Below are 22,732 nucleotides of genomic sequence, written 5' to 3'. Positions count from 1 at the left end.
AAAGGAGAAAATATATGGGCAGCAGTGGAAATCCAGAAACCTGGGCAGTGGGAGATCGAGACACTGTCATCGACGCGTTAGATCGTGCGGTAGCAAGGCATCCAGACAAAATATTGCTGGATTTCGGCGGTGAGTTATACACATATTCCAAGGTTGACTCACTCTCGACCAAGATGGCCAATGCCCTCTCTACGCTTGGCGTGAAAGCCGGTGAAACCGTGCTGACCATGCTCGATAACAATATCGATGCGGTCACCACCTGGCTGGCCATCAATAAGCTCTGCGCCGTGAGCGTGCCGATCAACACCGCGCTCAAGGGCGAGTTTCTGCGCCATCAGATCGCCGATACCGGTACCTCGGTGGTGATCTGTGAAGCGGCCTACCTGCCACGCATCACGCCGCTCGCGGGACAACTGCAGGACGTTCACCACATCCTTCACCGTGGCACGCTCGAGGCGGCACCCGAATGCCCGATTCGCATTGCGCCCCTGGATGAATGGCGTGGCCATGACGCCACCCCACTCGCCAATAAACCGCAGCCTTCAGACCTTGCCTGCCTGATCTACACCTCAGGCACCACAGGCCCTTCCAAGGGCTGCATGATCAGCTACAACTTCATGTGCAACCTGGCGCGCCTGCAATTGCGTGCCGGTCCAGCCAGTGCCGATGACGTCACCATCACGCCACTGCCGCTGTTCCACATGAATGCGCTGTGCGTATCGATCATCGCCAGCATTCTGGTGGGCGCGCGCGCGGCGATCCTCCCGCGCTTCTCGGTCTCGAACTTCTGGCCCGAAGTGGAACGCTCGGGCGCGACCATCGCCTCGATCCTGGGCGGCATGGGCGGCCTCCTCGCCCAGGCGCCAGACAACGAAGCGATGCTGCGCTGCGTCGGGCAAATCCATACCGCGCGTGGCAACCCCTACACCGAAGAAACCAAAAAAATCTGGCGCGAGCGTTTCGGTACCAAACTGGTCGGCGGCAACGGCTATGGCCTGACCGAAGCCTGTGTCATCACCTCGCTGGCCGCCGGTGAATACGCCGCGCCCGGCTCCTCGGGAAAACGCATTGCGGATTTTGACGTAAGAATCGTCGACGACCTCGATCAGGAAGTACCGCCCAACTCCTCGGGCGAAATCGTGGTGCGCCCGCTACGTCCGGACATCATGTTCCAGGGCTACTGGCGTCGTCCGGAGGACACTCAGAAGTTGATGCGCAATATGTGGTTCCACACCGGCGACGTCGGCAGGTTCGATGATGACGGCTTCTTTTACTTTGTCGACCGCAAGAAGGACTATATGCGCCGCCGGGGTGAAAACATTTCCAGCTTCGAGATGGAAGCCGCCTTTGCTGTTCACCCGGCCCTGGCCGAAGTGGCAGTCCACGCGGTCCCTTCAGATAGGGGCGAGGATGATGTGAAGGTGACTGCCGTGCTGCATGAGGGCGTGACGCTTGAACCGGAGCAACTGTTCCATTGGGCCACCGATTCGGTGCCCTACTATGCCTTGCCGCGCTATATCGAATTTCGCAGCAGTTTGCCAAAAAACCCGCAAGGTCGGGTGTTGAAGTATCTGCTGCGCGATGAAGGCAAAACCGACACTACCTGGGATCTGGAAACCACGTCGATCGTGGTGTCCAAAAAGTAACTGTCCTACCCGACTTGTGTCGGCCAACGTCGAAAGCCCGCCTTGAAGCGGGCTTTCGCGTCTCTTGAGCCTGGCGTCGCCTTTGTAGGAGCGAGCTTGCTTGCGATGGACTTTAACGATAACGCGTACGTTCTGGTAGAACGCGTTGTCCTTGAGTTCATCGTCGGAACGCCGCCCGGAGCAAGCTCGCTTCTACATTAATCGGGTGAAATCAATACTCGCGCACGGGAATGCCTTTAGGGCGAGAGTTGTAGCCGGGCAGATGCAGGCCACCGTCGACGTGGATGGTCTCGCCAGTGATAAAACGCGACATCTCCGACGCGAGAAACACCACCACCGGACCAATGTCGGCTTCAGGCTCGCCACAGCGGCCCAGCGGCCGCATTGAAGCGGACATTTCGGCAAAGCCGGGGTTTTCTGCGGCGAGTTTGTGGAAGGTGGCGCCCATCGCGGTAGGGGCAATGGCATTGGTACGGATGTTGAAGCGTCCCCATTCAGAAGCCGCGCTACGGGTCAGCCCGACGATCGCCGACTTCGCCGTGTTGTAGTCGCCATGCAGCCAGGCGCCGATCTCGATATCGATGGAGTAGAAGTTGATGATCTTGCCGCCGCCCCGCGCTTTCATATGCGGTAGCGCGGCCTTCATCGCCCACCAGGCCGCCCATACCGTAGAGCCCAGGGTCTGCTCCAGCATCGCATCGGTTTTATCTTCCAGCAGGACATTGGGGGTGGGCGCAAAGGCGTTGTTGACCAGGATGTCCAAACCACCAAACTGATCAACGGCCAACTGCACGGCGGCTTCGATATCGGCCTTGCTGCACACGTCGGTCTTGATGAATACCGCCTTGGCGCCGAGCGCTTTCAATTCGGCGACTACGGCCTCTCCACTGGCGACATCCAGTTCGGCAACCACCACGGCCGCGCCCTCTTTGGCAAAGTTCAGCGCAATGCCGCGGCCGATTCCGCCGCCTGCGCCAGTAATCAGCGCAACCTGTTCGTTTAGCAGTGCCATAGTCACTCCGTTTCTTGTTTTTTAGTGAACATTTTTGATTATAGTGTTCAAATATATCTGATTTTGTCAGCCTGAACAGCATTGAAACAAGGATATTGAGGATGACTGCATTTCGTCGCCGCGTGGACATCATTGCCCATCCTGCCAATGGCACGGGTGAAGTCCGCGCCGCTCTGGAAGACGACTTCCACCACTTCCGCGCATGGGTCCGCCACCAGGATGGTGAAGTCACCGCCATTGGCGGTGAAGCGCTGCGCTATCCCTATTCCTTGTGCTCGCAGGCTTGCGCTCAACTACAGCAGTTGCTGGGCATGAAACTGGACCGGGTAGCCCACTCCGTCACCCGGCAGACCGATGCCAGTCATCAATGCACCCACCTGCTCGACCTGGCGGGTCTTGCCATCGCAGCCGCCGCACGCGGTACCCAGCAACGTCGTTATGACGTCAATATCGGCCAGCGCATCGACCACCGCACCCGCGCGATCCTGATACGCGATGGCAATGAAGACCTGACCTGGGAAGTGAATGGCACAATGATCGAAGGCCCCTCACCCTATTGCGGCATCAACCTTCGCGAAGGCATGGCACGCTGGGCACTGAATGCCCTCAGTGAAGAAGCCGCCGAAGCGGCTCTGCTACTTCGCCGCTGCACACTGATTTCGATGGGGCGCGCCTACGACCTCGACGAGCAGATTCACGCCGCGAACACCGCCCGGTGCTACAGCCAACAACCCGAACGCGCCGATCAGGCCCTGCGCATGAAGGGCTCGACCCTGGACTTCACTCACGAGCAGCACAGCTTGTGCGCCCAGGACCAGGAATGGCTCAGACAGCGGCACTAGCCGCACCGCTCTTGCGTCAAGAGCAGTGCGGCTGGCGCCCTGGAGGCACGGCGACTCGCAGTCAGACAGTCGCTGAACAGCGAGATCAAAAGATCGCAGCCTGCGGCAGCTCCATGAGCTGGCTATGCCCGTGAGTCGCGGGCATAGCCAAAAAGACCGCCGATACGAACTAGAGGAAGACGGCCAGATTGGGCGTTCCGAGCACCGCTTGGTCGATGATGACTTCGCGCCGTGCCAGCTTGAAGCCCGCCTCGCCGAGACGCAGCACATCACGGCGTTCGCCACTGATGATGTCGACGTGGTGGTCTTTGAACCGGCTACGGGTCAGCAGCAGGTAACTGGTCACCACAAACTCATCGCTCTTGTCGGTTTCTTCGACAAACACGTTGGTCACCAGTCGCCGGGTACGCGAGGGAGGATCTTCCGCCCAGGCACTTTTGCCGGACAGGCGCAAAATGCGGCCCATGATCGAACGGTAATCATCGTGGTAATGCTGAACACTGCGCACGATGGTGGTTTTCAGTTCGGCCGCCAGGCGCGTCTGGCGCAGCGGCACGGTGTACACCAGGTCGGTGTCGAGGCGTTCGGCCCACTCCTGCAGGCGAATCTGGTCGAGCAGCGTGGCTTCCTCGTAGAGAAAGGTCACCACATCGTTGTATATCGGCGAACCTACAGGCACCCGTTTGGTACCGACAGGGGAACCCGGCTGGATATCCTCCACACCGCGTTGTTGAACCTGAGCCATGAGTCATTCCCTCACTGTTATTCTTGTTGATGCCGTTACCGGCGATGGCGGCCCGCGAGGACCGCCATCGAACCCGGCCTGACGGGCGCTTTACTGGTCGTCCGAAGCCGTCATCAGCTCGTGCCAGTACAACCACCAGTGCCACTGGGTATCGTCCTTGGTGAAACCTTCGTTGACGATGCCGGGGCCAGGCCAGCCCTCAGGTGCTCCGGTTTCAAAGACTGCCTGGTATTTCATCGTGCTCTTGCGGCCCATCGCGCCTTTGGCGGCCAGGGTCATGTGCGGCCAGGTATCGGAGTCATCCTGTTCGACCATGCCCGAGGTGCCGAACAGCTGGATGGTTTGCTTGAGCATTTTGTCGCGCAGTTCCGGGGAGGCGTCTTTCTCGGCAAATACCCAGTTGACGAACTCGAGCTTGTCCGGACCTTGCGGTACGTAGGCGTGCAGCGTCATCGAGCCGACGACAGTGCCATCTGGCTGCGGAATGTAGACAAAGCCGAAGAGAATGTTCGGGAACATCCCACCGACCTGCGGCGGCATGCTGGTGAGCACTTTCAACTGATCTTCGGTCAGATTGCGTGCCAACTGCTCGACCATGTCCGCGGTCATGCCGGCAGGCGGCAATGCTTCGAGCTTTTGCTGCACACTCAACTCTGCCGGATCGAGGCCGGTCAGGCGCTTGATCTTGCGCGCCAGGTCGATGCAGCGTAACGCATGGCCGTGGGGCGAGCTGATTTCAACGCCGATCATTTCCGGGCTGAGGTCGGCTGTTTCGCCCTCACCTTTCTTGGCGTAATTACCCACTTCACCCAACCAGCGGTGCAAGGTCAGCGTGTGGAAACCGTCGGCCGCCGATTGCTCGCCCGCCGTTTTCCAGTTGGCGTTAACAATAAAGCGCTGCGGTGGGCCGAGTACTTCCATGCCCTTGTCGGAGCGACAGAACAGCATGTCGTAATACCACTTGGCATCGCCGAGGAACTCGTCAAACGACGGCCCATCGATATTCCAGGTGGCAAATACCAGACCGCCATACAGCGTGACCCGCGCCTTTTTCAGGCCCAGTTCTGATTTGGGCAGCATCTTGCCATGCATGCACTCGCGCTCGACGGGCGAGCCGATAAAGTCGCCATTCGGGCGGAAGGCCCAGCCGTGATAGATGCATTTATGTATTTGCGTGTTACCGCAATCGGCGGTGCTGATGCGCATCCCGCGGTGCGGGCACACGTTGAGGTTTACAAACACCTCGCCCTCTTTGCCACGGGCAACGATGACCGAGTCGGATCCCAGGTCACGGACCATGAAGTCACCGGAGTTAGGGATTTCCGACTCGTGACCCAGGAGTACCCAGATCTTGCCGAAGATTTTTTCCATCTCCAGGTCGTAAATTTCGCGGTCAGACAACACGCGCATTTGTACTTCACGGCTGGAAGGATAGATGAGGTCCGAGACCTTGGTTCCATCAGACAATACGGGGCTTGTTCTTGTTAGCATGATTGCCTCCTGATCAGAGCGTCACGACAGTGGTTGCGACGAAATATAAGACACTTTTCCTATTTATGTACATAGAATTCACTTTGCACTTGTAAATGAATTCTTCCGTCATTCACGTATGCGTCAATCCTGGCTCGAGGCCTTGCCCACTTGAGTCCGCAGCACGCCAATGCCGTCGATCTCCAGTTCGACCACGTCGCCAGGCTTCAAATAACGCAGTTGCTCAAGGCCGCAGCCGTTGCCGACCGTGCCGGAGCCAAGAAACTCACCGGGGTACAAGGTTTCCGAGCGGGACACGTGGGCAATCACGTCTTCAAAACTCCAGCGCATATCACGGGTATTGCCGCGCCCCCACTCCTCCCCATTGACCCTGGCAACCATATTCAGGTCGTAGGGATCACCCAGTTCATCGGCGGTGACCAGGCAGGGCCCCATGATGTTGGCAGTATCAAAATCCTTGCTCTTGGCCGGACCGAGCATGCCGGGCATTTCCAGCGCCTGGGCGTCGCGCGCACTCATGTCGTTGAAGATGGTGTAACCGACGATATGCCCACGGGCGGCTTCACGGCTGATGTCCTTGCCGCGCTTGCCGATGTAGCAACCGAACTCCAGCTCGAAATCCATCGCCCGACTGAAACTTGGCCATTGGAATTCGTCGTCGATGCCAATCACCGCAAAACGGTTGCCCTTGTAGTAGATGGGCTGCTTGTTGAAGGTCTCGATCACCCGGTCGTCGGCGCGAGTGTTCATCGCTTTCAACGTGGCTTCCGGATCTTCGGTACGCAGCGCGCGGGCGCGGCGGGCCGCCGCGAAGCTCTGGCGCAGATGCAATTCGAAGCACGAACAGTCGCGCATCTGTGGGGGTGGCTGGATCGGTGCGCGCAGTTTCACACTGGCACGTTCCAGCACCGCCGCCGAGGGTGCCTTGGCAACCAGCGAACGGGCCAGTTCCAGCGCCGGCTCACCCGTCTCCACCAGGGCCAGAATACTGCTCAGTGCCACACTGTCGCGACCTTCCATCACGCGGTAAGCATTTTGCAGATCGAGTACATGCTGGTCCCGATTGAGCAAGGCACCCGCGCGGTCAAAACCTTGGGCGTCGGTATAGGTCACCAGTCTCATACGCGGCCACTCACAGGCAGCAGCGCACCGGTTATCGCAGCGGCGTCGTCGGATAACAGAAAGGCCACCACCGCCGCCAACGCCTCCGGAGTCACCCAGCGGCTGCTGTCGGCATCAGGCATGTCGGCGCGGTTGGCCGGGGTATCGATGATGCTTGGCAGCACGGCGTTAACCGTCACGCCACGGTCTTTGAGCTCTTCGGCCAACGCCTCGGTCAATCGGGCGACACCGGCCTTGGAGGCGGCATAAGCCCCCATACCGGTTGCGGCTTTGACCGAGGCCAGCGCGCCCAGGTTGACGATGCGTCCTGCCTTGGAATCCAACAAGTGCGCCAGCGCCGATTGGGAACTGACCACGGCGGTACGCACGTTCATCTGGTAGAGCCGATCCCAGGTCAGCAGGCTGCCGCTTTCGACAGTCTCCCAGGCAAAACCGCCGGCGACATTGACCAAACCATCGATGCCACCCAAGTGCGCCGCAACCTGCTCAAACGCCGCGCTGGCCGACTCGGTCGAGGTCAGGTCGACGCCGCCCAGGCACAGCAGGTTTTCCGTGTCCAGCAAGGCGGCGGGCGCCTCGCTACGATCCAGCAAGGCGACCCGGGCGCCACGGGCCAGCAGGAATTGGCCAAGCGTGCTGCCGAGGGCACCAAACCCGCCGGTGACGACTACCCTCTTGTCCAGTAATGATTGGGTCATCGCGAAATCCTCTTGTTGTTGTTTTTACGGCGCGAACGGTGGATTCGTGCCTTCGTCGGAACAAATATATGACACTTTTAGAAAATATGTACAAATGATACCGTATGACTTCAAGTCAAATACTCACCTGCGGACCGCTGATGCCTAGAAAACTGCCTGCACTCAACGCCGATAACCGCGCCTTCTGGCAAGGCGGCGAACAGGGCGAACTGCTCATTCATCATTGCGCGGCCTGCAGCCGGTATTTCCACCCGCCCGCCCCGCTGTGCCCGCATTGCGCAAGCTTTGACGTGGCGCCAGAAGCGGTGTCCGGCAAGGGCAAAGTGCTGAGTTACACCATCAACTACCAACCTTGGACCCCCGACCTGGAGGTGCCCTATGTGGTGGCGATCATCGAACTGGCTGAACAGGCCGGCTTGCAGTTCGTGAGCAACGTCGTGGGCATACCGGTCACGGATGTGCATATCGACATGCCGGTACGGGTCAGCTTCCTCAATGTCGAGGATGTGTGGTTGCCTCTGTTCGAGAAGGATCAGTGATGTTCGATCATCGTTATGAGAAAGACGTAGCCATCACCGGCATCGGCCAATCGGAAGTCGGGCGACCGTCGAATAAGTCAGCCATGCGCCTGACCCTGGATGCGTGCCTCGAAGCGATTGCCGACGCCGGCCTGCAACGCAGCGACATCGACGGCGTGGCCTGTTGGCCGGGCGACAACAACAATGGCGACCCGTTTTCACCGGTCGGTCCCAGTGCGCTGAAGAGTGCCCTTGGACTCAACGTCAACTGGTTCGGCGGCGGTTACGAAGGGCCCGGCCCGCTTACCGGCGTGATCAACGGTGCCATGGCGATTGCGGCGGGACTGTGTAATCACGTCCTGGTGTTTCGCACCATCACCGAAGCGTCAGCCCGCATGGTCAACAAACAAGCGGGCGCACTGACCAATAAAACCCAGGGCCGCGACAGCAGCTACGCCTGGCAATGGTTTACGCCCTTCAATGTGCAATCGGGCATCAACCTGATGGCGCTGTATGCCCAGCGTCACTTCCATGAATATGGCACCCGACCGGAACAACTGGCGCAAATCGCCCTGACCTGTCGCCAGAACGCCATGCGCAACCCCAAAGCGCTGTACCGCTCGCCCATGAGCATGGACGACTACATGGCGTCGCGAATGATTTCCACCCCTTTGCGCATGTTCGACTGCGACGTGCATTGCGACGCGTCCACCGCCATCATCCTATCGCGTCGTGATATCGCCCGGGACCTGCCGAACACACCGATCCGCATCGAGGCCATGGGCGCGGCGTTGAACCAGCCGTGGTCGTGGGATCAGATCTCCCTGACCAAGATGGCCGCCTTCGATGTCGGCCAGATGATGTGGGCTCGCACCGACTACACCCCGCAGGACGTCGAATCCGCGCAGCTCTATGACGGTTTTTCGATCTTGACCCTGATCTGGCTGGAAGCCCTGGGCCTGTGCCCGACCGGGGAAAGTGGCGCGTTCGTCGAGGGTGGCACGCGCATCGCGCTGGATGGCAGCTTGCCCATCAATACCAATGGCGGGCAGCTGTCTGGCGGGCGCACCCACGGCCTGGGTTACGTGCATGAAGCCTGCCTGCAACTGTGGGGCCGCGCCGAAGGCCGACAAACGCGCGAACACCGCGTCAGTACGGTGGCCGCAGGTGGCGGCCCGCTGGGGGGCAGCCTGCTGTTGGTACGCGAGTAACCGCGCGTCTCAGTAGAGTACGCCGGCCACTTCGTTACAGAACTCGATCAGCGCCTTGCCCAGTTCGGCAAGGCCCTCTTCATCCCGTTGTCCGCGGAACATCACCGCCGACACGGTGAAGTCGATGCTGTGGGTGGGTGAGTAGACCGGCGCCGCAATGGCAAGAATCCCCCCAGAGAAATGTCCATCGTCCATTGCCCAGCCACGCTCGGCAGCCTTTCTGACTTCCTCACGGTAAACCTCCAGCGACAGCGGCTGGGCCCAGCGAATGGTTTCGAAACTGCTCTGCACCTCGGGGTCGTCGAGGTCGATCTGCGTGGCGAACAACCGGCCACTGGCCCCCATCAGAATCGGCAGGCGCTGACCTTCGGCCATGTCGATACGCACATCGGTCGGGCTCGCGGCGGAGCTGACAATGACGATGCGGTCGGGGCTCATCTTGCGCCACAGGGTGATGGTTACCCGCTGGCGCGCAGCCAGGTTCTGCAACAGGGGCTTGGCCATCTGGACGCGGTGGCCCTGGGTGACCAACTGTTCGACCAGGCGCGCCAGCCCCAGGCCGACGGAGTAACGCTTGGACATGGCACTGAAGTCGACCACGTCCTCTTGCACCAGGGTGCGCAGGATATTGAAACAGGTGCTGGGGTTGATCTTCAATTGCCGGGCGATGTCCACCGAACGTTCCGGTGTACCCACCTGACTAAGGTAGCGCAGGATGCGAATGGCGTTGGAAACGGGCTTGACGAGGGTTGCGCCGGCCGATTTGGTGGTGTCGTTGACGTCAGTGAGGTCCATGGCCGATCCAGTAACTTTAAAGTGACGCCATTCTAGCCTGAGAATGAATGACGCCGTAAAAGTTTTATCTGGGAATTATTCGACCACTTTAGTCGGGTTGTTTCACTGGCGGCTGGTAAATCAACCGACGGGTTTGCAGGTCTTCGCGACGAAAACGTTCGATAAGGCGCTCCTGGGCATGGTCTGCCTGGGTCACCCGAACCTGCTGGCGCAAATAGTCCAGCCAGGACTCGACAATAAAGCGCTCGCTGTAGAGTCGCGGGTCAGACATGTCGCGGTACAGGCGCCAGTTTTGTGCACCATTACGCCGTCGCGCCTTGCCTACAGCGTACACGGCGGCCAGGAATTCATCGCGGTCCGGCGCGGTCACCTGGTACACGATCTCCACCGATACCGGCCCATCGGAATGGGCCACCGGACTGGCCAGCTGGACTGTGTCGGTCAGTTGCACCTCGGCAAAATCGGCCTCCTGGCCCAATTCCACATGGCCGTTACGGGTCAGCGCAATGCCGACCAACAGCAAGAGAGCCGACAGCAGCAAGCTCTGGCTTAAACCCAGATACTGCGCCAAGGCCCCCCATATCGCGCCGCCGGCCGCCATCGCGCCCATCAGGATCAACACATAGACCGCTGCGACCCGTGCGCGTACCCAGTTGGCGGCATAGGTTTGCACCACCGTGGAAATGGTCGCGTTGACCGCCATCCAGCCAAAACCCGCCAGCAGCATCATCGTGCAGACCGCATAGCGGTTGTTGGATAGCGCGGCTGTGAGTGTCGCGAGGGCGAAGGCGATGGCGCCGCACACCAGCAGATGCCGCATGCCCATTACGCGATACAGCCGCGGCAGGCAAAGTGCAGCCAACACTGCACCGGCGCCGAGAAACGCCATGAGCAAGCCATAGCCACCGGCGTCCATGCCCAATTCCTGCTTGGCCACCAGCGGCATCAGGGCCCACAAGGCGCTGGCGCTGCTGGTGAACACCAAAACCTGCTTCATGGCGCTGAACAATACCGCCGAATGACGGATATAGCGCAGGCCACTGCGCATGCCACCCGTCAGGGTTTCCGGTGGCAAGCCCACGGCCGGCGGGTTTGGCATCAGGCGAAAGAGGAAGAGCAGCACCGCGAACATGCACAGCCCTATCACCAGGAACACCGAGGTGGTGTTCCAGTAAGCAATCAAGGCACCGGCCAGCGCCGGTCCCAAAGCCCGGGTAGCGTTGATGGAAATTCCGTTCAAGGACACTGCGGCCGGCACTTGGTCGCGGGGCAGTACTCCGACCATGGTCACCATCCATGCCGACATGCCCAGCGCACTGCCGGTGCCCAGCACAAAGGTAAACGCCAGCAGCCCCCAGGTTTCCAGGTGTGCGCTGTACGCAAGCAGGCAAAGTACCAGCGCGGCGAACAGCATCATGCACTGGGTAATGATCAGCCAGCTGCGGCGGTCCACCCGATCGGCAATCACTCCACCGGGGAAGGCAAACAGGAATACCGGCAGGGTCACGGCGGTTTGCACCAGGGAGACCATGGCGGCCGACGTCGTCAGCGTGGTCATGATCCACGCCGCGGCGACTGTCTGCATCCAGATCGCCATATTGACCACAGCGCCTGCCAGCCATAAGCCGCGGAACGCTTTGTTGCGAAACGGCGCCCACGCCGAACCCTCGCTCATCATCACTCCTCGGCGTCTACACCTGTCAAAATCAGCGGGTTATTTATCCAGCGGTTGGCCCAGTCGCCCAGCCGCACGTGCGGGGCTGAGTTGGCGTGGCGCAGCGATGGTATTGCGCAGTCGGCCAATGCCTTCAATTTGCGCCTCGACCCGGTCACCCGGGCGCAAAAAACGCCCGCTTTCCAGACCCACGCCGTGGGTGGAACCGGTAAACACCAGGTCGCCAGCACGCAGACTGATGCGTGCATCCAGATAATTGAGCAACTCATCCAGGGGGAAAATCATCTGCCGGGTATTGTCCTGCTGGCGCAGTTCATAGTTGACGCTCAGGCGCATATCCAGAGCCGGTTGCCCCGTGACTCCCAACTCGTCCGCCGTCACGATCCAGGGACCTGCCGGCGTGGTGCGGTCCATGGCTTTCTGGGTCAACAGGTCCAGGCGACCGATCTGCTTGCCGGCATCCCGGGCACTGATGTCATTGCCCACCGTGTACCCCAGCAGGCAGTCGCTGGCATGGGGTTCCTCCAGCAACGGCCGGCCCACCACTGCGACCAGTTCGACCTCGTAGTCAAGCTGGGTGGTCAGCGGCGAATAATCGATTTCGTCATAGGCACCGACCAACGCTGACTCGGGTTTCATATAAGCCAGCGGGTGCGCCGGCGCATCACTGCCCAGGCGCTTGAGGTGGCTGAGGTAATTGAGACCCACTCCAAAAACCCGAGCGCCAGGTTCCAGCGGCGCAAGCAGGCGCGCAGCTGACAACGGCAACCATTCGCCACTCAGGTCCAGGGCATCTGGCACAAGATCAGCACCCAGCCCGGCCCAGTGGGAAAACGGCGCGTTGATCCGCCGCCAGCGCTCAGTGTGCTCATCGATCAATGCCCAGAACGCCTGCCCGGCAACCTCGACCCGCGCCAGGCGCATGTCAGTGCTTGGCCAGATAGATCGGCAGGTACTCGGCGTCGAGCACTTCTTCCGGCGTCTTGACGCTGGCACCGAGAATCGGGCCGACCATTTCGTGGCCCCACAGGCTGAGTTTTTCCGGGTTCAGCTCATAGGGGTCGCCTTGCCATGGCTCGATTTCAGCAATGGTCTCGAAGGCGAAGCCGGACGGAGTGAAATGGTAGAACGACAGGTGCGGGTCCTGGGCATGTTGGCCGAGGGTCATCATCATCGGCAGCTCGCGCTGGCGCACGATGTCGTAGGTTTCACCAACATCACGCACATTGCGCACAAACAGCCCGACATGCTGCACCCCCATGCGTCCCGGCCCGTGGCCATAGGCAATGTCATGGCTGGTGTGATGGTTGAGCTTGGATCGGAAGAAGCCGGTTCGCCCTTTGCCCGCGCCAGCGCCATACCAACTGAAACCCATGACATTGAGCAGGAAGTGTTCCAGTTCCGGGGTGTAGTCCGGGGTGATCAGCACCACATGGCCCGCTCCCCGTTCGTCAGCCAAAAAACCACTGTGTGGACGCCCTGGCTGGAATGAGCGCGGCATCCATTTTTGCCCGTAAAACAGTTCATGCTGATAGCCCACAGGGTCGCGGAAGCGCACCAATTCGCGCACGCCGCGCTTTTCGCACAACTGGGCATCGCCACGGCTGTATTCGACATTGGCCGCCGCCAGCTTCTTGATGCCATCTTCGAAGGCCATGCGTCCCACCGCTTCCCAGCCGATGTAGGCAATTCGGTCGACTTTGCCTGGATGGAAAGCGAAGCGATGGCGTCGATCGTCGATTTTGAAGTACAGCGACTCCGGGTCACTCTCGGGGTTCTTACCGATGCCAAAGCCCATCACCTGCGGGCCGTACTCACGCCACGCCTCGAGATTGGGGGTTTCGAAGCCCATGTAACCGATACCGATGATGTCCACGTTATTCACCTTGTTATTGTTCGAGATGAGGCGGTGCCCGTAGCGCCTGACTTGCCACCTGTCATGATGCCGCGTGTGCTAGATCGCCAGTAACCCGCCGTCGATGACGAAGTCTGAACCGGTGATGAATGAAGCCTCGTCCGAGGCGACAAATACCGCCATGGCCACCACTTCCTCAGGCTCGCCGGGACGGTCCATCAATACACCGTCCAACAGCATGGCGCGCATCTTGGGGTCTTCCAGAAACGGCCGGGTACCCGGTGTAGCAACAAACCCCGGGCTCAAGCTGACCGCACGGATGCCGAACGGGGCCCCTTCCACGGCCAACTGGCGAGTGAACGACACCACCGCACCCTTGGCCGCCGAGTGGGCGCTGATGCCAGCGACTTTCGAGCCGCCCCAGGCTGCGGTGGACGATACGTTGATGATCACCCCGCGCTGCTCGGCCAAATGGTGCCAGGCATACTTGGTGGTATAGAACAGCAGATCGATTTCGTTGCGCATGGTGTAGTGCCAGTCTTCGATCGACAGCTCACTGACCAGCCCGAAACGCGCGGCGGAAGCATTGTTGTAGAGGATGTCGATGCGCCCATGCTCCGCGACGGCGGCATCGATCCAGGCCTTGGCCTGTTCGTGATCGCCCAGGTCCACGGGTGCCGAGCCATACAGGGTAAAACCCTCGGCCCGCATCAAGGCTGCCGTCTCCTCGTGGCCCTCGGCGACAAAGTCGCAACCGACCACAATGGCCCCCTCGCGGGCAAAACGCAGTGCTGCAGCCCTGCCCTGGCCACCGCCGGTACCGGTAATCAGCGCGACCTTGTTTGGTAAACGTCCCATTAGCACATCCTCACCTCAGTGGTTATCCCGTGACGACTGACGCTCACGCCCTCAAACGGCTTCATCTTCCGGGGTAATGGGCTCGAGCCAGATGGCCTCCGCGGGGCAGGCGGCAGCACCTTCACGGGCCTCCTCCTCCAACTCCGGCGGGACACGGGCGTCGTCGAAGTACACCATGCCATCGGCATCCAGCTTGTACACGCTGGGGCAAATCGCGGCACACAAACCATAACCACAGCAGCGGCTACGGTCGGCCACGGCTTTGAATTGCGCTTTTTCTGAACTCATTTTTTTCTCCTTTATCAGGTCCAGCCTCGGCAAATTATGAACACTTATTTATTTTATGTGCAATTAATTTTTAGCACGGATATGCTGGAGTCACCTGAACACCTGTGGGAGCGAGCCTGGTCCGGGCGGCGTTCCAACGATGAGGCCGGGACATTCGGCATGAACGTCGCCAGTCAGGCCGCTATCGCAAGCAGGCTCGCTAGCACATGTTGAACACGGCCGGACCAGATTGATTCAAAGGCAAGTTGCACGCAGGAAATTCGTTTGTCTGTGAGTCAGATAGCAGTGCTGGACAAAGCGTGATTTCTGATTTTATTCTGAATACAAAACCAGATTCTGTTTAAAGAATCTGCTGAGGGTGGTCCACATCGCCACCTGTAGCAGTGCTTGGCTCAACAAAACCTATAAGGAAGCCAACCCGATGCACCCGTCCAAAAACGAAGCGGCAATCGATCTGCGCGAATTCCGGCAGAGCTGGAAAATCCTCATTTTGTCTGTCGCCGGTGTCGCCATCAGCATCAATGCCGCCCTGCTCTACGGCTTTGGCACATTGGTCGTGCCGTTGGGTGATGCCTTTGGCTGGAGCAAAAGCGAGCTGCAGGCCTGCATCACGTTCCTGTTTGGCGGCGCCGTGGTGTCCCTGCAGCTGGTAGGCTGGTTCAACCTGCGCTATGGCATGAAACGCGTCACGGTCATTTCTCTGCTGTTGCTGTCGCTCGGCTACCTGGCGACCACGCAACTGACCCAGTCTATATGGTCGATGTACATCGCTTTTGCGTTGCTGCCTATCGTCGGCATGGGCGCACTGGCCGTGACCTGGACGCAGCTGTTGAGCCTCTGGTTCGACCGCAATCGCGGCCTGGCGCTGGCCATTGGTCTGTCCGGCACCGGCGTCACCGCCGCCACCATTCCCCGCCTGATGGCCTGGGGCATTGAACAATGGGACTGGCGCGCGGCCTTCGTGATTCTCGCGCTGCTCAACCTGTTGGTGCTACTGCCGTTGATTCTGCTGTGGTTCAAGCTGCCCGCTGCGGTGGGTCACCGTGATGACGGCAGTGCCCTGGAGCAATTGCCCGGCATGGGTTTTCGTGAAGGCATGGGCTCGCTGAAATTCTGGACCTGCAACCTGGCACTTAGCCTGGTGATTTCTTCGATTGTCGGCATGGTCACCAGCACGGTGCCCATGCTGCAAGCCAGGGGCTTGTCCGCTGCAGAGGCCGCCACCATTTTCAGTGGTTTCGGTATTTCGCTGATCTTCGGCCGCATGTTGATCGGCTACTTGCTCGATCGCCTGTGGCCACCGGCAGTGTCCGCGCTCAGCCTGGTGCTGCCCGCCGTCGGTTGTTTCATCTACCTGAGCCCCACCACTGAATTTGCGCCGCTGATGCTGGCTGCAGTGTTGGTCGGTTTTGGCGCCGGGGCAGAGTTCGATATTGCCGCGTTCCTGATCGCCCGCTACTTCGGCTTGCGCGAATACGGTCGTCTGTTTGGCGTCCATCAGGGTTTGAATACCGTGGCCTCGGCGCTGGCGCCACTGCTTTTCGCGTACATGCTGGCACGCACCGGTTCGTACACCGCGATGCTGGTGTACAGCGCTGCCTGCTGCCTGATCGGCCCCCTGTTGTTACTGACCCTGGGGCGAGTGCCGCATTTCAATGCGCAAATAGTTCCCAGCCAATCCTGAGCCCCCAACAAGAATCGGAGCAGACCATGCCCACTTTGACGCTTATCGAACACAACGGCACCGCCCACCAGGTCACAGGCGACATCGGCCAATCGGTCATGCAGGCCGCTACCTTCGCCTCGGTGCCGGGCATTTCCGCCGACTGCGGCGGCGCCTGCAGCTGCGCCACCTGCCACACCTATGTTGACGAAGCCTGGCTGAGCACAGTGCAAGCGGCAGAAGGCATGGAAAACGACATGCTCGAGTACGCCTTCGAGCGCCGTGACAACAGCCGCTTGAGCTGTCAGTTGATCATCAGCCAAGAGATGGACGGCATGGTGCTGCACCTGCCGTCGTCGCAATTCTGAATGCGCTTGAAGGAGCTCTCATGACCCTAGCCTCAGTCGTTATCGTCGGTGCTGGCCAGGCCGGTTTCCAGGTCGCTGCCTCCCTGCGTCAGGAAGGCTATGACGGGCGTATTACCCTGATCGGCGATGAGCCAGGCCTGCCCTATCAACGACCGCCGTTGTCCAAGGCTTATCTGCTCGGCAAGATCCAATCGACCAATCTGCTGTTTCGCCCCGCGGATTTTTACACCACCCAGCGCATTGAATTGCTGCATGACCAGGCGACCGCCATTGACCGCCTGAACCGACGCGTGGTGTTGGCCTCCGGTGATGCTGTCAGTTACGACCATCTGGTCCTGGCCACCGGTGCACACAACCGACCACTGCCGGTGCCCGGCGCAGAGTTGCCGCAAGTGTTCGGCATCAAGACCAAAGCCGATGCTGATGCCCTGGCGCCGCTGGCCAAGGAAGCGCGCAATGTGGTGGTGATCGGTGCCGGGTTTATCGGCCTCGAATTCGCGGCGGTGGCCGCTGCCCTGGGGGCTAACGTGCACGTGCTGGAACTGGGCGAGCGCCCCATGGCTCGTGCCGTGTCGCGGGAGATGTCCGAGTTGTTTCGCCAGTCCCATGAAGCCTGGGGCGTGCATTTTGACTTCCGCCAGGGCTTGAGCCGCATCGATGGCGACAACGGCCGGGTGTGCGCGGTGCAAACAGGTGACGGACGCGCTCTTCCCGCAGACCTGGTGGTGTTTGGAATCGGAGTGATCCCCAATGCGCAACTGGCGACCGAAGCGGGCCTGGACATCGAAAACGGCATCAAGGTCGACGCCAGCCTGCTGACCTCTGACCCGCGAATTTCCGCAGTGGGCGATGTCGCCAGTTTCCCCTGCCTGCAGAACGATGAACAGCACACCCGCCTCGAGTCGGTGCAGAACGCCATCGACCAGGCCCGCGCAGTGGCCGCACGATTGATGGGCAAACCGGCGCCCTACAGCGCCCTGCCCTGGTTCTGGACCGATCAGGGCGACTTGAAGCTGCAGATAGCCGGGCTCTCCAATGGCTATGACAGCACCGTTGTGCTCAGCTCTGTCGAAGACAAACAAGTCTCTGTGCTGTGTTTCCGCCAAGACCGCCTCGTGGCCGTAGAGTCCTGCAATCGCATTGGCGACCACATGGCCGCGCGCAAGCTTCTTGCCCGCGCGCCCAAGCTGACGGCCGCCGAAGCCGCCGCGGATGGGTTCGACCTGAAGGCCTGGGAAGCAGCCAATCGTGACTGAGAGCCGCACGGACCTCTAAACCCGCAGCCGCGCCCGCCTCAGAGCTGACGCGGCTTTTTTTTTGCACAACGACTGGAGCGATGCAATGAACAAAGTCTGGTTTATTACCGGAGCGGCCCGAGGTCTTGGTGCCGCCATTGCCAAGGCCGCGTTGGCCGATGGTGACCGTGTGGTGGTCAGCGGCCGGCGTATCGAACCGCTGACCAACGTCTTCGCCGAGTACGGTGAGCGCGTGTTGGCAGTGGCTCTGGATGTGACCGACGAGGCCCAGGCGCTTGCCGCCGTAGAGACTGCCGTCGCGTTTTTTGGCCGAATCGATGTGTTGGTCAATAACGCCGGTTATGGACAACTGGCGCCCTTTGAAGAGAATTTCGCCAGCGACGCCGACAAGCAGTTCGCGACCAACGTGTTTGGGGTGTTCAACGTCTGCCGCGCCGTATTGCCCGTCATGCGTCAGCAACGCAGCGGCCAGGTATTCAACCTTTCATCGATGGGCGGCGTGGTGGGGATGGGCGGTGCGGCGCTGTACTGCGCGTCGAAATTTGCCGTGGAAGGTTTTTCCGAATCCCTGGCCCTGGAGGTGGCGCAATTCGGCATCAAGGTCACGCTGGTGGAACCCGGCGTGTTCCGTACCGACTTTCTCGACCCCAGTTCCGCTGTCTTCGGCACCCGTGGGCTGGAGGATTACGCCGCCTTCACGGCCAAGGTCAAAGGTGCTTCCGCCGCCTACAACCACCAGCAAACCGGCAACCCGGCGAAACTGGGCGACGCGCTGGTGCACCTGGCCAACAGTGAACACCCACCCTTGCGTTACCTGGCGGGCTCCGACGCTTATCAGCAAGTCAGCGACAAGCTCAACAAGATGCTCGCGCAAATCGAGCAGTGGCGGCCGTTGTCCTGCTCCACCGACGGGGTTTAGCCGCCGGTGCGCACAGCCTTTTTGACCAGGCTGTGCGCACGCGGGATGTTCAACGATTACTGGTTGATGAAGTAACGCACGAACAACCTCCCTTCTTCGAATCGGTACAATTCGATCGTTTCGATGCCACCCTCTTGCTCGCGAAATGCATTCAGGTGATGGCAGGCCGCTTCAATACCATTGACGATGCACTGCCGCACCTCGACGCGAATCTTCGGTTGCTGCTGCAACCACATGCCTTCCAGCACCTGCCAGGCATCATGCTGTGGCTTGCCGACGTATTCGATACTCAAGCCATTGGCCGAGACGCTGCGATAGTGGTCAAAAAAACCCTGCTTGTCGCCCCTGTTCCAGCAGTCGATCTGACCGTGCAGGAAGTGTTCGATTGCTTGTTTGTCCATGCTCATATCACGTTCATCCTCAAGTGGGGTCAGGCGTGTTGCCGTTGCTGCAGGTTTCGCTGACGCGCCAGGAATGCCGGCTCCATCCTCAACCACAGCAGAATGGTCGGGCCGATGATGGCGCAGCAGAAGCAGCACACCAGCACCGCTGAATAGCTGCCATACAGATCGTAAAGATGGCCGAACAGCATCGGCACCAGTCCGGAAACAATGGTGATCAGGCACAGGTGCAGGCCAAAGATCCGTGCGTAGTCTTTCAGGCCGAAATAGCGCGCCATCAGGAATGCCGCCAGGTCGAACTCAGCCCCGGCGCTGGCGCCGATGCACAGGGTGGCCAACACCAGCAACGGCGTGTTCTGCGCCCCGCCAAAGAGAAAGATCGCGCAGCCCAGCGCGGGCAGTGCCAGGCTCACGGCAGCCACCACGGAAGGTGAATAGCGGTCTAGCAGATAGCCCACCAGCAAACGTCCGCCGATGATGGAAATACCAAAGGTGCTGAAAATCTGACTGGCTTGCTGGGCGCTCAAGCCCTTGCTTTGCAGCATCGGCACCATGTTGGTGACCATGCCGACAGTCAGCGACACCGACAATATCAACGCGACGTTAAAGCCCCAGTACATCCCTGAGTGCAACGCTTGCTTGAAGGACATGCCGGTCAGCTCCGGCTGCTCCTTTTGCGTCGTCGCATCAGGACTGGCGTGCTGCACCGGCATGCGCAACCACATCAATGACAATGGCAGCGTAAACAGCAAGGGCATCGCCCCCAATGCAATGAACCCGGCTTGCCAGCCATAGGCGGCAATCAGCCGCGACAATAGCGGCGGCAGAATCATCGCCATCAATCCAGTGCCACACAGAATCACTGCCAGCGCCAGACCACGGTTACGCTCGAACCAGAGGTTGACTAATTGCGTCCAGGTGATCGCAATGGTGCCGGCGCAAATGATCGGCATGCTGAAAAACGCCAGGTACAACCAGCCGATCGAGCCTTGAATCCGGGTGATAGCAAAATAACCGACTATCTGCAGCACGATCGACACAATCGCCACTCGGCGCAGGCCGTAGCGACGATAGAGCCAGCCGACCAGTTGCGTTGAAATCGCCACCCCGGCGAACAGAAAGGGAATCGATGCCTGCAAGTCGCCACGGCTCCAGCCGAAGGCTTGTTCCAGCGGAATCACCAAGGTACCGAAGGCATACAGCAGCGCAGCGGTAATGCTGGTGCAGATGCCAAACAGGCCCAGCACCACCACGCGCCAGCCGCGCTTGAACTCGGAAAAATCATTGCCACCGTGGGCCGTGGTGCTGCTGTTGCGTGTCTCAGTTGTCATGAGCTGACTCCCGGCGCGGCCCGCCATCGCGGACGCGCGACATGATTAATGGCCCTTGAGGATTTCTTCGACCTTGGGCAGCGCGATCATGGTGGCGCCGCCATCCACCAGCAGCGAGGTGCCGGTGATATAGGAGGCCTCGTTGGAGGTCAGAAACAGTACGGCATTGGCAATGTCGGCTGACTCGCCCAGGCGACCCACAGGGAAATGGGCGGCGAGTTTATGTGGCAGTTCATTGCCCAGGGTTTCGAGCATGTGGTCCGTGCCGATCAGCCCGGGCTCGACGACGTTGACCAGAATATTCATGGCGCCGAATTCCACCGCTAGGCCGCGGGCGAAGGCATTCATGAAGGCTTTGCTGGAGCCATACGCAATCAGGCGAGGGGTGTATTTGCGGTTGGCTTCGCCGGAGGAGATAAAAATCAGCCTCCCTTTGTCGACCGCTTTGGACAGGTAAGGCGCACTGTCCTTGGCCAACCAGAACAACGATTGAATATTGCTGCGAACGATGTGATCGAAGGTGTCATCGGCCATTTCGGCGATCAGTCCGTGACTGGTATCGGCGGCGCAATGCACCACGATATCCAGGCCACCAAAATGGGCTACGCCACCTTGCACCATCGACTTGATCGCCTCGCGGTCGGCGATGTCGCCACCGACCAGGCAGGCTTCACCGCCCAGGGCCTTGATTTGTCCGATCGTTTCTTCGCCGTATCTGGCGGTGCGTGCTGATACGACCACTTTGGCGCCCTCACGGGCATAGGCCAGGGCAATGGCACGTCCCATGCCTCGACCGGCACCGGTGACCAGCACGACTTTGTCGCGGAATTTCATCGTGATTCCTCATTGTTATTGAACCCTGTAGGAGCGAGCTTGCTCGCGATAAACCTGAGAGCGCCATGGGGTGTCAGACTGGGCGCGTTATCGTTCACGTCCATCGCGAGCAAGCTCGCTCCTACAGGGGGGGTTACAGGTCTTTGCCTGGCACATTACGGGCCGAGCCGTTACGGCGGTCCGATTCGCCCCAGCCCAGCCAATGCGAAGGCTCACGGGTATCACCCACCCGACGCCAACGTCCTTCCTGCTGCGCCGTGATCGGGAAGCCGCCGACGAAGTCGATCATCTCGCCCTTCTCATCGGGCAAAAACTCCCACTCTTCCTTGCCTTCCAGCACGATTTTGGCGGACTTCAGGAAGTAGCTGCCATCCTTGTGCTCGGTTTGTCCTTCGATATCGGTGGTGACCCGAACCTCGCCTTTTTCATTGTTGAAAATGGCATAGCCCAAGTGGTCGTGACCGACCATGAACGAACCGGTATCCCAGGTGCCGTCTTTATAGACGGTGACAAAGGACCACCAGATCACGTGCTTGTTGTTGTTCACCACCAGGTCTTTCTTGAAGTGGATGGCGCCGCCTTCGGCCAAGTAGAACTGGTCCAGTGCCATGGCGCCCTTGACCGGACGTCCCTCGCAGACACCGGCGATGTCCCACAACTGCGACACGTAAAAGGTGCCCCATTCCACGCCCGGCAAATACCACTGCAGGCCCGGACCGAGCAGACGGCCTTCAAGGTGAAACAGCCCTTCTTCTTTCCAGGTCAGACGTTCGCTGCTGGCGGTGATCTCCCAAGCGTTGCCGGGCTCACCCGGGTGGCTGGCCCAACGTGCGACATCGCCTTCCAGGCTATGCACAGGCAGCGGCGTCAGTGCCTGCCGGGCCATTTTTTCGTGGTCCATGCGCAGGTGGACGTTGTCGACGTGGTTGTTCAGATAGATGAACTTGGTCGGGTTCGGCGTGCCATTGGGCGCCATCAGCGAGCGTACGAATGAATAGATGTTGCCTTGATCGTCGCGTACCGAGCCGAACGGGGAACTCTTGCTCAGGTGCAGGCCAAAGAAGCCGCGTTCGGCGGACATCGAAGCGCCAGTGACCTTGTGCGGCCCAACCAGTTGTTGAAAGCCGAAATCACCGCGTTCTGGAATGGTTTTAAACGTTCTCATAATGCCCTCTGTTGTTTTTGTTGAGGCCTGGAAACGGAT

23 protein-coding genes are annotated in these 22,732 nt (G+C 59.9%); 8 read left to right on the top strand and 15 right to left on the bottom strand.

Going from position 1 to position 22,732, the window contains the following annotated elements; translation table 11 throughout:
- Positions 1–14: 14 nt before the first annotated feature.
- Complete coding sequence (locus BZ163_RS31755; RefSeq protein WP_128874227.1) at positions 15–1,646, top strand: ATP-dependent acyl-CoA ligase; 1,632 nt, start codon at positions 15–17, stop codon at positions 1,644–1,646.
- A 211-nt stretch (positions 1,647–1,857) separates the two neighbouring features.
- Here the strand turns inward: BZ163_RS31755 and BZ163_RS31750 are convergent, their stop codons facing one another.
- Positions 1,858–2,658, bottom strand: a complete 801-nt coding sequence (locus tag BZ163_RS31750; RefSeq protein ID WP_128874226.1) for an SDR family NAD(P)-dependent oxidoreductase — start codon at positions 2,656–2,658, stop codon at positions 1,858–1,860.
- 101 nt (positions 2,659–2,759) lie between these two features.
- On the opposite strand from BZ163_RS31750, the gene BZ163_RS31745 reads away from it, so the two are divergent.
- On the top strand, positions 2,760–3,500 hold the full coding sequence (locus BZ163_RS31745; protein ID WP_128874225.1) for a DUF2889 domain-containing protein: 741 nt from the start codon (positions 2,760–2,762) through the stop codon (positions 3,498–3,500).
- A gap of 169 nt (positions 3,501–3,669) precedes the next feature.
- On the opposite strand, the gene BZ163_RS31740 is transcribed toward BZ163_RS31745, so the two are convergent.
- From BZ163_RS31740 to BZ163_RS31725, 4 genes are all read right to left on the bottom strand, one after another.
- Positions 3,670–4,245 (bottom strand): aromatic-ring-hydroxylating dioxygenase subunit beta, encoded by a 576-nt coding sequence (locus BZ163_RS31740; RefSeq protein ID WP_128874224.1) that lies wholly within the window; start codon positions 4,243–4,245, stop codon positions 3,670–3,672.
- A 90-nt stretch (positions 4,246–4,335) separates the two neighbouring features.
- Positions 4,336–5,736, bottom strand: coding sequence for an aromatic ring-hydroxylating dioxygenase subunit alpha (locus tag BZ163_RS31735; protein ID WP_128874223.1), 1,401 nt, complete (start codon positions 5,734–5,736; stop codon positions 4,336–4,338).
- A gap of 123 nt (positions 5,737–5,859) precedes the next feature.
- Positions 5,860–6,858: a fumarylacetoacetate hydrolase family protein gene (locus BZ163_RS31730; protein ID WP_128874222.1), complete on the bottom strand. Its 999-nt coding sequence runs from the start codon at positions 6,856–6,858 to the stop codon at positions 5,860–5,862.
- The gene (locus BZ163_RS31725) at positions 6,855–7,556 is read right to left on the bottom strand and encodes an SDR family NAD(P)-dependent oxidoreductase (RefSeq protein ID WP_128874221.1); all 702 of its coding nucleotides are present in this window, start codon (positions 7,554–7,556) and stop codon (positions 6,855–6,857) included. The genes BZ163_RS31730 and BZ163_RS31725 overlap by 4 nt, the downstream gene beginning before the upstream one ends.
- A 140-nt stretch (positions 7,557–7,696) precedes the next feature.
- On the opposite strand from BZ163_RS31725, the gene BZ163_RS31720 reads away from it, so the two are divergent.
- Entirely contained in the window at positions 7,697–8,095 is a 399-nt protein-coding gene (locus tag BZ163_RS31720; protein ID WP_128874220.1) for a Zn-ribbon domain-containing OB-fold protein, read from the top strand.
- On the top strand, positions 8,095–9,285 hold the full coding sequence (locus tag BZ163_RS31715; protein WP_128874219.1) for a thiolase family protein: 1,191 nt from the start codon (positions 8,095–8,097) through the stop codon (positions 9,283–9,285). Before BZ163_RS31720 ends, BZ163_RS31715 begins: the two co-directional genes overlap by 1 nt.
- A 9-nt stretch (positions 9,286–9,294) precedes the next feature.
- Here the strand turns inward: BZ163_RS31715 and BZ163_RS31710 are convergent, their stop codons facing one another.
- The 6 genes from BZ163_RS31710 to BZ163_RS31685 all read right to left on the bottom strand — a co-directional run bounded on the left by BZ163_RS31710 (position 9,295) and on the right by BZ163_RS31685 (position 14,756).
- Complete coding sequence (locus BZ163_RS31710) at positions 9,295–10,080, bottom strand: IclR family transcriptional regulator (RefSeq protein WP_128874218.1); 786 nt, start codon at positions 10,078–10,080, stop codon at positions 9,295–9,297.
- Positions 10,081–10,168: 88 nt separating this feature from the next.
- Positions 10,169–11,755 (bottom strand): MFS transporter, encoded by a 1,587-nt coding sequence (locus BZ163_RS31705; RefSeq protein WP_128874217.1) that lies wholly within the window; start codon positions 11,753–11,755, stop codon positions 10,169–10,171.
- Between the two features lie 39 nt (positions 11,756–11,794).
- On the bottom strand, positions 11,795–12,679 hold the full coding sequence (locus BZ163_RS31700; RefSeq protein WP_128874216.1) for a fumarylacetoacetate hydrolase family protein: 885 nt from the start codon (positions 12,677–12,679) through the stop codon (positions 11,795–11,797).
- Between the two features lies 1 nt (position 12,680).
- Positions 12,681–13,631, bottom strand: coding sequence for a VOC family protein (locus tag BZ163_RS31695; RefSeq protein ID WP_128874215.1), 951 nt, complete (start codon positions 13,629–13,631; stop codon positions 12,681–12,683).
- 78 nt (positions 13,632–13,709) lie between these two features.
- Entirely contained in the window at positions 13,710–14,468 is a 759-nt protein-coding gene (locus tag BZ163_RS31690; RefSeq protein ID WP_128874214.1) for an SDR family NAD(P)-dependent oxidoreductase, read from the bottom strand.
- A gap of 51 nt (positions 14,469–14,519) precedes the next feature.
- Positions 14,520–14,756 carry a ferredoxin gene (locus BZ163_RS31685; protein WP_128874213.1) on the bottom strand — a complete coding sequence of 79 codons (237 nt, stop codon included), beginning with the start codon at positions 14,754–14,756 and terminating at the stop codon, positions 14,520–14,522.
- Positions 14,757–15,177: 421 nt separating this feature from the next.
- Here BZ163_RS31685 and BZ163_RS31680 point away from each other — a divergent pair, with 421 nt between their 5' ends.
- From BZ163_RS31680 to BZ163_RS31665, 4 genes are all read left to right on the top strand, one after another.
- The gene (locus tag BZ163_RS31680; RefSeq protein ID WP_128874212.1) at positions 15,178–16,440 is read left to right on the top strand and encodes an MFS transporter; all 1,263 of its coding nucleotides are present in this window, start codon (positions 15,178–15,180) and stop codon (positions 16,438–16,440) included.
- 26 nt (positions 16,441–16,466) lie between these two features.
- On the top strand, positions 16,467–16,787 hold the full coding sequence (locus BZ163_RS31675; RefSeq protein ID WP_128874211.1) for a 2Fe-2S iron-sulfur cluster-binding protein: 321 nt from the start codon (positions 16,467–16,469) through the stop codon (positions 16,785–16,787).
- A gap of 20 nt (positions 16,788–16,807) precedes the next feature.
- Positions 16,808–18,043 (top strand): NAD(P)/FAD-dependent oxidoreductase, encoded by a 1,236-nt coding sequence (locus BZ163_RS31670; RefSeq protein WP_128874210.1) that lies wholly within the window; start codon positions 16,808–16,810, stop codon positions 18,041–18,043.
- A gap of 85 nt (positions 18,044–18,128) precedes the next feature.
- A complete protein-coding gene (locus tag BZ163_RS31665; protein WP_128874209.1) occupies positions 18,129–18,962 on the top strand; it encodes an oxidoreductase in 834 nt (277 codons plus the stop codon).
- Positions 18,963–19,018: 56 nt separating this feature from the next.
- On the opposite strand, the gene BZ163_RS31660 is transcribed toward BZ163_RS31665, so the two are convergent.
- The 4 genes from BZ163_RS31660 to BZ163_RS31645 form a co-directional block, all read right to left on the bottom strand.
- Positions 19,019–19,369 carry a nuclear transport factor 2 family protein gene (locus BZ163_RS31660; RefSeq protein WP_128874208.1) on the bottom strand — a complete coding sequence of 117 codons (351 nt, stop codon included), beginning with the start codon at positions 19,367–19,369 and terminating at the stop codon, positions 19,019–19,021.
- Between the two features lie 23 nt (positions 19,370–19,392).
- Positions 19,393–20,694: an MFS transporter gene (locus tag BZ163_RS31655; protein WP_128874207.1), complete on the bottom strand. Its 1,302-nt coding sequence runs from the start codon at positions 20,692–20,694 to the stop codon at positions 19,393–19,395.
- A gap of 45 nt (positions 20,695–20,739) precedes the next feature.
- On the bottom strand, positions 20,740–21,528 hold the full coding sequence (locus BZ163_RS31650) for an SDR family NAD(P)-dependent oxidoreductase (protein ID WP_128874206.1): 789 nt from the start codon (positions 21,526–21,528) through the stop codon (positions 20,740–20,742).
- A 133-nt stretch (positions 21,529–21,661) separates the two neighbouring features.
- Complete coding sequence (locus BZ163_RS31645) at positions 21,662–22,693, bottom strand: hypothetical protein (RefSeq protein ID WP_128874205.1); 1,032 nt, start codon at positions 22,691–22,693, stop codon at positions 21,662–21,664.
- Between the last annotated feature and the right edge of the window lie 39 nt (positions 22,694–22,732).

This window comes from Pseudomonas sp. VI4.1, from assembly GCF_002029345.1.
Taxonomy (GTDB): Bacteria; Pseudomonadota; Gammaproteobacteria; order Pseudomonadales; family Pseudomonadaceae; genus Aquipseudomonas.
Note: the sequence above shows the minus strand (reverse complement) of the source record. Positions and strands in the feature narration are given on the sequence as shown.

What these genes read in the sequence shown, in the direction of transcription:
- BZ163_RS31700 (WP_128874216.1), bottom strand. Translation starts at nt 12,679, where the DNA reads ATGCGCCTGGCGCGGGTCGAGGTTGCCGGGCAGGCGTTCTGGGCATTG.
- BZ163_RS31650 (WP_128874206.1), bottom strand. Translation starts at nt 21,528, where the DNA reads ATGAAATTCCGCGACAAAGTCGTGCTGGTCACCGGTGCCGGTCGAGGC.
- BZ163_RS31755 (WP_128874227.1), top strand. Translation starts at nt 15, where the DNA reads ATGGGCAGCAGTGGAAATCCAGAAACCTGGGCAGTGGGAGATCGAGAC.
- BZ163_RS31735 (WP_128874223.1), bottom strand. Translation starts at nt 5,736, where the DNA reads ATGCTAACAAGAACAAGCCCCGTATTGTCTGATGGAACCAAGGTCTCG.
- BZ163_RS31705 (WP_128874217.1), bottom strand. Translation starts at nt 11,755, where the DNA reads ATGAGCGAGGGTTCGGCGTGGGCGCCGTTTCGCAACAAAGCGTTCCGC.
- BZ163_RS31680 (WP_128874212.1), top strand. Translation starts at nt 15,178, where the DNA reads ATGCACCCGTCCAAAAACGAAGCGGCAATCGATCTGCGCGAATTCCGG.
- BZ163_RS31685 (WP_128874213.1), bottom strand. Translation starts at nt 14,756, where the DNA reads ATGAGTTCAGAAAAAGCGCAATTCAAAGCCGTGGCCGACCGTAGCCGC.
- BZ163_RS31675 (WP_128874211.1), top strand. Translation starts at nt 16,467, where the DNA reads ATGCCCACTTTGACGCTTATCGAACACAACGGCACCGCCCACCAGGTC.
- BZ163_RS31720 (WP_128874220.1), top strand. Translation starts at nt 7,697, where the DNA reads ATGCCTAGAAAACTGCCTGCACTCAACGCCGATAACCGCGCCTTCTGG.
- BZ163_RS31740 (WP_128874224.1), bottom strand. Translation starts at nt 4,245, where the DNA reads ATGGCTCAGGTTCAACAACGCGGTGTGGAGGATATCCAGCCGGGTTCC.
- BZ163_RS31725 (WP_128874221.1), bottom strand. Translation starts at nt 7,556, where the DNA reads ATGACCCAATCATTACTGGACAAGAGGGTAGTCGTCACCGGCGGGTTT.
- BZ163_RS31690 (WP_128874214.1), bottom strand. Translation starts at nt 14,468, where the DNA reads ATGGGACGTTTACCAAACAAGGTCGCGCTGATTACCGGTACCGGCGGT.
- BZ163_RS31710 (WP_128874218.1), bottom strand. Translation starts at nt 10,080, where the DNA reads ATGGACCTCACTGACGTCAACGACACCACCAAATCGGCCGGCGCAACC.
- BZ163_RS31670 (WP_128874210.1), top strand. Translation starts at nt 16,808, where the DNA reads ATGACCCTAGCCTCAGTCGTTATCGTCGGTGCTGGCCAGGCCGGTTTC.
- BZ163_RS31660 (WP_128874208.1), bottom strand. Translation starts at nt 19,369, where the DNA reads ATGAGCATGGACAAACAAGCAATCGAACACTTCCTGCACGGTCAGATC.
- BZ163_RS31750 (WP_128874226.1), bottom strand. Translation starts at nt 2,658, where the DNA reads ATGGCACTGCTAAACGAACAGGTTGCGCTGATTACTGGCGCAGGCGGC.
- BZ163_RS31655 (WP_128874207.1), bottom strand. Translation starts at nt 20,694, where the DNA reads ATGACAACTGAGACACGCAACAGCAGCACCACGGCCCACGGTGGCAAT.
- BZ163_RS31745 (WP_128874225.1), top strand. Translation starts at nt 2,760, where the DNA reads ATGACTGCATTTCGTCGCCGCGTGGACATCATTGCCCATCCTGCCAAT.
- BZ163_RS31730 (WP_128874222.1), bottom strand. Translation starts at nt 6,858, where the DNA reads ATGAGACTGGTGACCTATACCGACGCCCAAGGTTTTGACCGCGCGGGT.
- BZ163_RS31665 (WP_128874209.1), top strand. Translation starts at nt 18,129, where the DNA reads ATGAACAAAGTCTGGTTTATTACCGGAGCGGCCCGAGGTCTTGGTGCC.
- BZ163_RS31645 (WP_128874205.1), bottom strand. Translation starts at nt 22,693, where the DNA reads ATGAGAACGTTTAAAACCATTCCAGAACGCGGTGATTTCGGCTTTCAA.
- BZ163_RS31715 (WP_128874219.1), top strand. Translation starts at nt 8,095, where the DNA reads ATGTTCGATCATCGTTATGAGAAAGACGTAGCCATCACCGGCATCGGC.